This is a genomic window from Brevundimonas sp. (assembly GCF_031082345.1).
In the GTDB taxonomy this organism is placed as follows: domain Bacteria; phylum Pseudomonadota; class Alphaproteobacteria; order Caulobacterales; family Caulobacteraceae; genus Brevundimonas.
The window spans coordinates 1-6222 of record NZ_JAVHLH010000172.1; the positions used below are offsets into that span (position 1 = coordinate 1).

Genomic DNA, 6222 nt, shown 5'->3' on the forward strand with positions numbered 1-6222 from the left:
CTCCATCGCCGTCTCCCCCGACAGAAAGCCGCCCAGCGAATAACCCCACAAGGCCACCCGGTCCGGGTCCATGCCCGGCTGCTGCGCCAGGAAGGCCGCCCCGTCGGCCGCCGCGCCGCGCCAGAGGCGCAGGTCCCGGCTGGTCCGCCGCTCGCGGCCCGGCTCGGCGTCATAGTAGTTCGGGACCAGCACATGATAGCCGCGCGACGCCAGCTGGATGGCATGCGGATCGAAGGTCGCCGCATCGGCGGCCAGCCCCCTCGCGCCGTGCAGCAGCACCACGCCGGCCCCGTTCGGCCGCGCCGGGCGATAGATCAGCCCGCGCACCGTCGCCCGTCCGCTTGCGTAGCTGGCCTGCTCGCGCGCCGCCGCATGGGCGATATCGTCGGCGCAAGCCGCCTCGACCGCCGACGCGACCGGCCAGGCCAGCCCGAGGACGACGGCGAGGACCGGCCCGATCCGCATCGCCCTACCGGTTCAGGCTCAGGTGGTTGATCAGGTCGCTGCGCGTGATCAGGCCGACGAATTTCTCGCCGTCCAGCACGATGGCCACGCGGTCGCGGTCGAACAGCGGGATCAGCGCCTCCAGCGGCTCGCCCACCTGCACCGTATCCAGATCGCGGGTCATCACCGAGCCGACCGGCTTCTTGAACCGCGCCTCGCGGGTGATCTCGTCGGTGTGCATGACATGGACGATGTCGCTCTCGTCGACGATCCCGATCAGCCGCCCGTCCTCGATCACCGGCAGCTGCGAGACGTCGGCCCCCTTCATCCGCTTGAAGGCGGTGTCCAGGGTGTCGTCCGGCCCGATCACCACCACGTCGCCCTTCTCGTATTTTCGGGTGATCAGATCCGACAGGTCGCCGTGCAGTTCGCGCTCGCCCAGCCCCTGATCGGCCAGCCACGCGTCATTGTAGACCTTCGACAGATATTTGGCCCCGGTGTCGCAGACGAAGGTCACCACCCGCTTCGGCTCGGTCTGCTCGCGGCACCAGCGCAGGGCCGCGGCGATCAGGGTGCCCGACGACGATCCCGCCAGCACGCCTTCTTTCAGCAGCAGCTCGCGCACCGTGGCGACCGCCTCGGCGTCAGGGATGGAATAGGCCTTGTCGATCAGGTCCATATGGGCCGTGTCGGGCACGAAATTCTGGCCGATGCCCTCGACGGTGTAGCTGCCCTCTGGGCCGGGAACGCCTTCATTGACGATGCCGGCCAGGGTCGAGCCGACCGGATCGGCGAGGATGATCTTCGCATCCGAACCGACGCTTTTCAGATACTGGGCGATACCGGTGATGGTCCCGCCCGAGCCGATGCCGGCGACGAAGGCGTCGACCCTGTGATCCATCTGCTCCCAGATCTCCGGACCCGTGGTCTGGAAATGGGCCAGGGAGTTGGCGTCATTGGCGAACTGGTTGACGTAGAACCCGCCCGGGATCTGCTGCGCCAGCCGCTCGGCCATGTCGGTGTAATAGTCCGGATGGCCATGCGGCACGTCCGAACGCGTCAGGCGAACATCAGCGCCCATCGCCCTGAGATGCTGAATCTTTTCCTTGGACATCTTGTCCGGGATGACCAGCAGCACCTTATAGCCCTTGGCCTGCCCCACCAGCGTCAGCGCCAGACCGGTGTTGCCGGCCGTCGCCTCGACGATGGTCCCGCCGGGCTTCAGGAACCCCTCCTTCTCGGCCGCCGCGATCATCGACAGGGCGATGCGATCCTTGATCGACCCGCCCGGGTTCTGCGACTCGAGCTTCAGGAACAGCCGGCACGGCCCGGCGTCCAGCTTCGTCACCTCCACCATCGGCGTCTTCCCGATCAGCTCCAGCAAGGAGGCGGTGGGGCCGGTCAGGACGGGTGTGGCGGCGAGAGACATTCAAAAACTCCGTGGCGTGTGGCCGGGAAGCTGGCCGCGCGGGCGTCGCAGGTCAAGGCGAGGCCCCGGCCGGAACCAATCGCCCGCCCCCGCGATGGACCTGAAGGGAGGACAAATCATGACCGGTTCCGGCCTGTCCCAGAACGGGGTTCTGATCGAGTGGGCCCGCTACGCGGCGACGGCCCTGGAGATGTTCGGCGTCGCCGTCATCCTGATCGCGGTCGTGGTCGCCGCCGTCGTCTACCTTCGAACCGGCGTGAGCACGCGCGACTGGTCGAAAGCTTATGGCGGCGCCCGCGCCAATCTCGGACGCGGCATACTGCTGGGCCTCGAGCTGCTGGTCGGCGCCGACATCATCGCCACCGTGACCGCGCCCCTGACCTTCGAGAGCATCGCCATGCTGGGCGGGATCGTCCTTATCCGCACCTTCCTCAGCTTCGCCCTGGAGACCGAGATCGAGGGCCGCTGGCCGTGGCGGCGACATACCCCCGAACGCAGCGCCCCGGATCAACCGGCGCAACGTCGAAACAAGGGCCGCGCCGGCCCCCGCGACTGACCGCCCGCCACCCCGTTCCATCCACCTTCACCACACACCCCCGCGCGACGTGTCCTTTGGAGCGAACGCGCGTTATCTAGGAGTCCAATGACCAAATCACCCAAACGCCCGCCTGCGGGCCTGCCTGACAAGGCGACCCTGCTCGCCTTCCTGCGCGAGGCCGGCTCGGCCGAGAAGACCGACATCGCCCGCCACTTCGGCCTCAAGGGCGGCGACCGCCGCGCCCTGCGCGAAATGATCCGCGAGCTCGAGGCCGCGGGCGAACTCGGCAAGCGCGGCCGCAAGGGCTTCTCCGAAGCCGGCGCCCTGCCTCCCGTCGGCGTCGCCGACGTGATCGAGCGCGACGTCGACGGCGAATTCTACGTCCGCCTGGTCGAGGCCTCGGCCGACGCGCCGCGGGCCATCCTCGTGCCCGACAACACCGGCAAGACCGGGGCGGCCCCGGGCCTCGGCGCCCGCGTCCTGGCCAAATTCTCGCGCGGCGAGGACGGCTGGGAAGCCCGCGTCATCAAGGTGCTGGACACCGACACGAACCGCGTCCTCGGCGTCATCCGCAAGTCCAACAAGGAGGTCCGGGTCGAACCCGTCGACCGCCGCTCCAAGGACGTCCTGCTGGTCCCCCACGCCCAGGGCGTCGACCTGCGCGACGGCGACCTCGTACTGGCCGCCATCGAAAAGGGCGAGCAGCGCTACGGCCCCAAGCGCGGCAAGATTCTCGAGACCATCGGCCGCGAGGACGATCCCCGCGCCGCCTCCCTGATCGCCATCGCCGCCCACAATGTGCCGATGGGCTTCTCCGACAAGGTGCTGCAGGAGGCCGAGGACCAGGCGCTGCCGACGCTGCAGGGCCGCGAGGACCTGCGCGACCTGCCGCTGATCACCATCGACCCCGCCGACGCCCGCGACCACGACGACGCCGTCTTCGCCCAGCGCGACGAGGATCCGAAGAACGCAGGCGGCTGGATCGTCTGGGTGGCCATCGCCGACGTCTCCGCCTACGTCCGCGCCGGCACGGCTCTCGACCGCGAGGCGCGCGAGAAGGGCAATTCCACCTACTTCCCCGACCGCGTCGAGCCGATGCTGCCCGAGGTCCTGTCCAACGGCCTGTGCAGCCTCAAGCACGGCCAGAACCGCGCCTGCCTCGCCGTCCGCATGGTCTTCGACAAGGACGGGCGCAAAACGGGACACAAGTTCCTGCGCGGCCTGATGCGGTCGCACGCCAGCCTCAGCTACGAACAGGCCCAGGCCGCCATCGACGGCCCGGAAAACGGCGGCGGGACCGATGACGTCACCGGCCCGATCATGGACCTGATCCTCTACCCGCTGTGGAACGCCTACCGGGCCATGCTCAAGGGCCGCACCAAACGCGCCCCGCTGGCCATCGAAAGTCCCGAACGCAAGGTGCTGATGGACCCCGGCGGCGGCATCGGGACCATCGAGCCGCGCAAGTCGCTGGAGGCCCATCGCCTGATCGAGGAGATGATGATCCAGGCCAACGTCTGCGCCGCCGAGACCCTGGAGCAGAAGAAGACGCCCCTGCTGTACCGCGTCCACGACGCCCCCAGCCAGGAGAAGCTGTTCAACCTCGGCGACTTCCTGCAGACCATCGGCAAGCCGTGGAACAAGGGCGAGCCCGCCACCACGAAGCGGTTCAACAAACTGCTCGACGAGACCCGCGACACCCCCCACGCCGAGGTCGTCAACGAGGTCGTCCTGCGCACCCAGATGCAGGCCATCTACAGCCCCGAGAACGTCGGCCATTTCGGCCTCAACCTCGACCGCTACGCCCACTTCACCTCGCCGATCCGGCGCTACTCCGACCTGATCGTCCATCGCGGCCTGATCCGCGCCCTCGGCCTCGGCAAGGACGGCCTGACCGACCGCGAGATCGCCGAACTGCCGGCCATCGCCGAACAGGTGACCCTGACCGAGCGCCGCTCCATGGCCGCCGAGCGCGCCGCCATGGACCGCTACATGGCCTCCTTCCTGTCCGAACGGGTCGGCGCGACCTTCACCGGCCGCATCACCGGCGTGACGCGCTTCGGCCTGTTCATCCGCCTCGACGAGACCGGCGCCGACGGCCTCGTGCCCGTCTCCACCCTCGGCGGCGAGTATTTCCACCACGACGACCGCATCCACGCCCTCGTCGGCGAGCGCAGCGGCCAGCGATGGACCCTGGGCCGCACCGTCGAGGTCAAGCTGGTCGAGGCCACCCCGATCACCGGCGGCCTGGTCTTCGAAATGCTGTCCGACCCCGCCCCGCGCGATCCCAACGCCCCCGCCCCCCGCCTCGGCGTGCGCAGCCGCGGCGGCGGCGACGGCTTCCCCAAACGCGGCGGCGGCCGTCCGGGCGGGCCCAAGCCGCCCAAGGGCGGGCGACCCTCCGGCGGCCTCAAGGGGGTGCGCAAGGGCAAGCGGCGGTGAGGGCCCTCTGTCAAAACTGACGGATTTCGCCCCGGCGCTCCTTTCGTCTAGCCTCGCTCGGCGAACGGGAGGACGCCATGACACGCCTGACATCGACCCTTGCGGCCGCGGTCGCCTTCGCCCTGCTGGCGACCGGCCCCGCTCCCGCCAATGACAGCGTGGCCTCGATGGGCGCGGGCGGGCTGGTGCTGGAGAAGTCTGACGGCATCACCATGCTGTCCGAGGATCTCTACGTCTCCGCCCGGGAGGTCCGGGTCAAATACCGGTTCGTCAATCACACCGACGAGCCGATCGTCACCTTGGTCGCCTTTCCCATGCCCGACATCGAACCGGGCTATATGACCGACGTCGGCGGGCGGCTGGAGGATCCGGCCCATATGGTGCCCTTCATCACCTGGGTCGAAGACCGGGCGGTATGGACCGAAGTGCAGCAGACGGCCGTGCTCAACGGGGCCGACGTCACCGCCCGACTGACGGCGCTGGGTCTGCCGTTGGCCCCGCAGGCCCAGTCAACCTGGGATGCGCTGCGCGCCCTGTCCGAGCCCGAGGTTCGCGCCATGGAGCGTGACGGTCTGGTCGACGTCTCCGAAAACGACGCCGGGGGCGTGGAGTGGGCCATGCCCGCCTGGACCCTCCGCACCATCCATTACTGGCAGCAGTATTTCCATCCCGGCGAGGAGGTCGAGATCGAACACCTCTACGCCCCCGCCATCGGCGGCACGGTGATGACCATGGTGGGCCGGTCCGACGACGTCCCGGGCGCCATGGACGAGTATCAGGCCCGATACTGCATGGACGAAACCTTCGTCGGCGCGGCCCGTCGACGCGCCACGGCCGGCGAGTCCATGGCCGAGACCTGGCTCGACTACGTCCTGACCACCGGCGCCAACTGGTCTGGCCCGATCCGCGACTTCCGCATGGTGGTCGACAAGGGGTCGCCCGACAATCTGGTCAGCTTCTGCGCCGAGGGCGTACGCCGGATCAGTCCGACGCAATTCGAGGTTCGGCGCACCGACTACACGCCTAGCCGCGATCTCAACGTGCTAATCCTCGAAGGTGTCCGCTCCTCCGAATGAACCCTTCGACGCCGCCCGCGACCTCGCCGACGCCCCCCGCACCGGCGATCGCCAGCGCCCGAAGGACGCCGCCACCCTGATCCTCACCCGGGTCCGCAAAGGCGCGCCCGAGGTGCTGATGGGCCGCCGCGCGCCCGGCCACGTCTTCATGGCCGCCAAATGGGTCTTCCCGGGCGGCCGGGTGGAGCGCACCGACCATTCCGCCGCCTTCGCCACCGATCTCGCCGAGGCCGACGCCCTCCGGCTGAACCGCGAGATGCCGCCCCGCCGCGCCCGCGCCCTCGCCCTCGCCG

General features: G+C 69.3%; 5 protein-coding genes and 1 pseudogene. 4 read left to right on the forward strand and 2 right to left on the reverse strand.

Annotated features, from left to right (window positions below):
* The coding region (locus RDU12_RS11145) for a dienelactone hydrolase family protein (RefSeq protein WP_308684629.1) at nt 1–465 on the reverse strand (465 nt) is incomplete at its 3' end.
* 4 nt (nt 466–469) lie between these two features.
* Entirely contained in the window at nt 470–1873 is a 1404-nt protein-coding gene (locus RDU12_RS11150; protein ID WP_300291842.1) for a cystathionine beta-synthase, read from the reverse strand.
* Between the two features lie 118 nt (nt 1874–1991).
* Between RDU12_RS11150 and RDU12_RS11155 the strand changes: the two genes are divergently transcribed.
* From RDU12_RS11155 to RDU12_RS11170, 4 genes and pseudogenes are all read left to right on the forward strand, one after another.
* On the forward strand, nt 1992–2429 hold the full coding sequence (locus tag RDU12_RS11155) for a DUF1622 domain-containing protein (protein ID WP_300291844.1): 438 nt from the start codon (nt 1992–1994) through the stop codon (nt 2427–2429).
* An 87-nt stretch (nt 2430–2516) separates the two neighbouring features.
* Nucleotides 2517–4853, forward strand: coding sequence for a ribonuclease R (rnr, locus tag RDU12_RS11160; protein ID WP_308684632.1), 2337 nt, complete (start codon nt 2517–2519; stop codon nt 4851–4853).
* Nucleotides 4854–4930: 77 nt separating this feature from the next.
* Nucleotides 4931–5929, forward strand: a complete 999-nt coding sequence (locus tag RDU12_RS11165; protein ID WP_300293500.1) for a DUF4424 family protein — start codon at nt 4931–4933, stop codon at nt 5927–5929.
* Nucleotides 5910–6222 (forward strand): annotated as a pseudogene (locus RDU12_RS11170) (NUDIX hydrolase); the annotation flags it as partial. The gene RDU12_RS11165 and the pseudogene RDU12_RS11170, both read left to right, overlap by 20 nt.

Bases quoted from the DNA above. Each gene is read 5' to 3' on its own strand.
- RDU12_RS11150 (WP_300291842.1), bottom strand. From the start codon at position 1,873: ATGTCTCTCGCCGCCACACCCGTCCTGACCGGCCCCACCGCCTCCTTG.
- RDU12_RS11155 (WP_300291844.1), top strand. From the start codon at position 1,992: ATGACCGGTTCCGGCCTGTCCCAGAACGGGGTTCTGATCGAGTGGGCC.
- rnr (WP_308684632.1), top strand. From the start codon at position 2,517: ATGACCAAATCACCCAAACGCCCGCCTGCGGGCCTGCCTGACAAGGCG.
- RDU12_RS11165 (WP_300293500.1), top strand. From the start codon at position 4,931: ATGACACGCCTGACATCGACCCTTGCGGCCGCGGTCGCCTTCGCCCTG.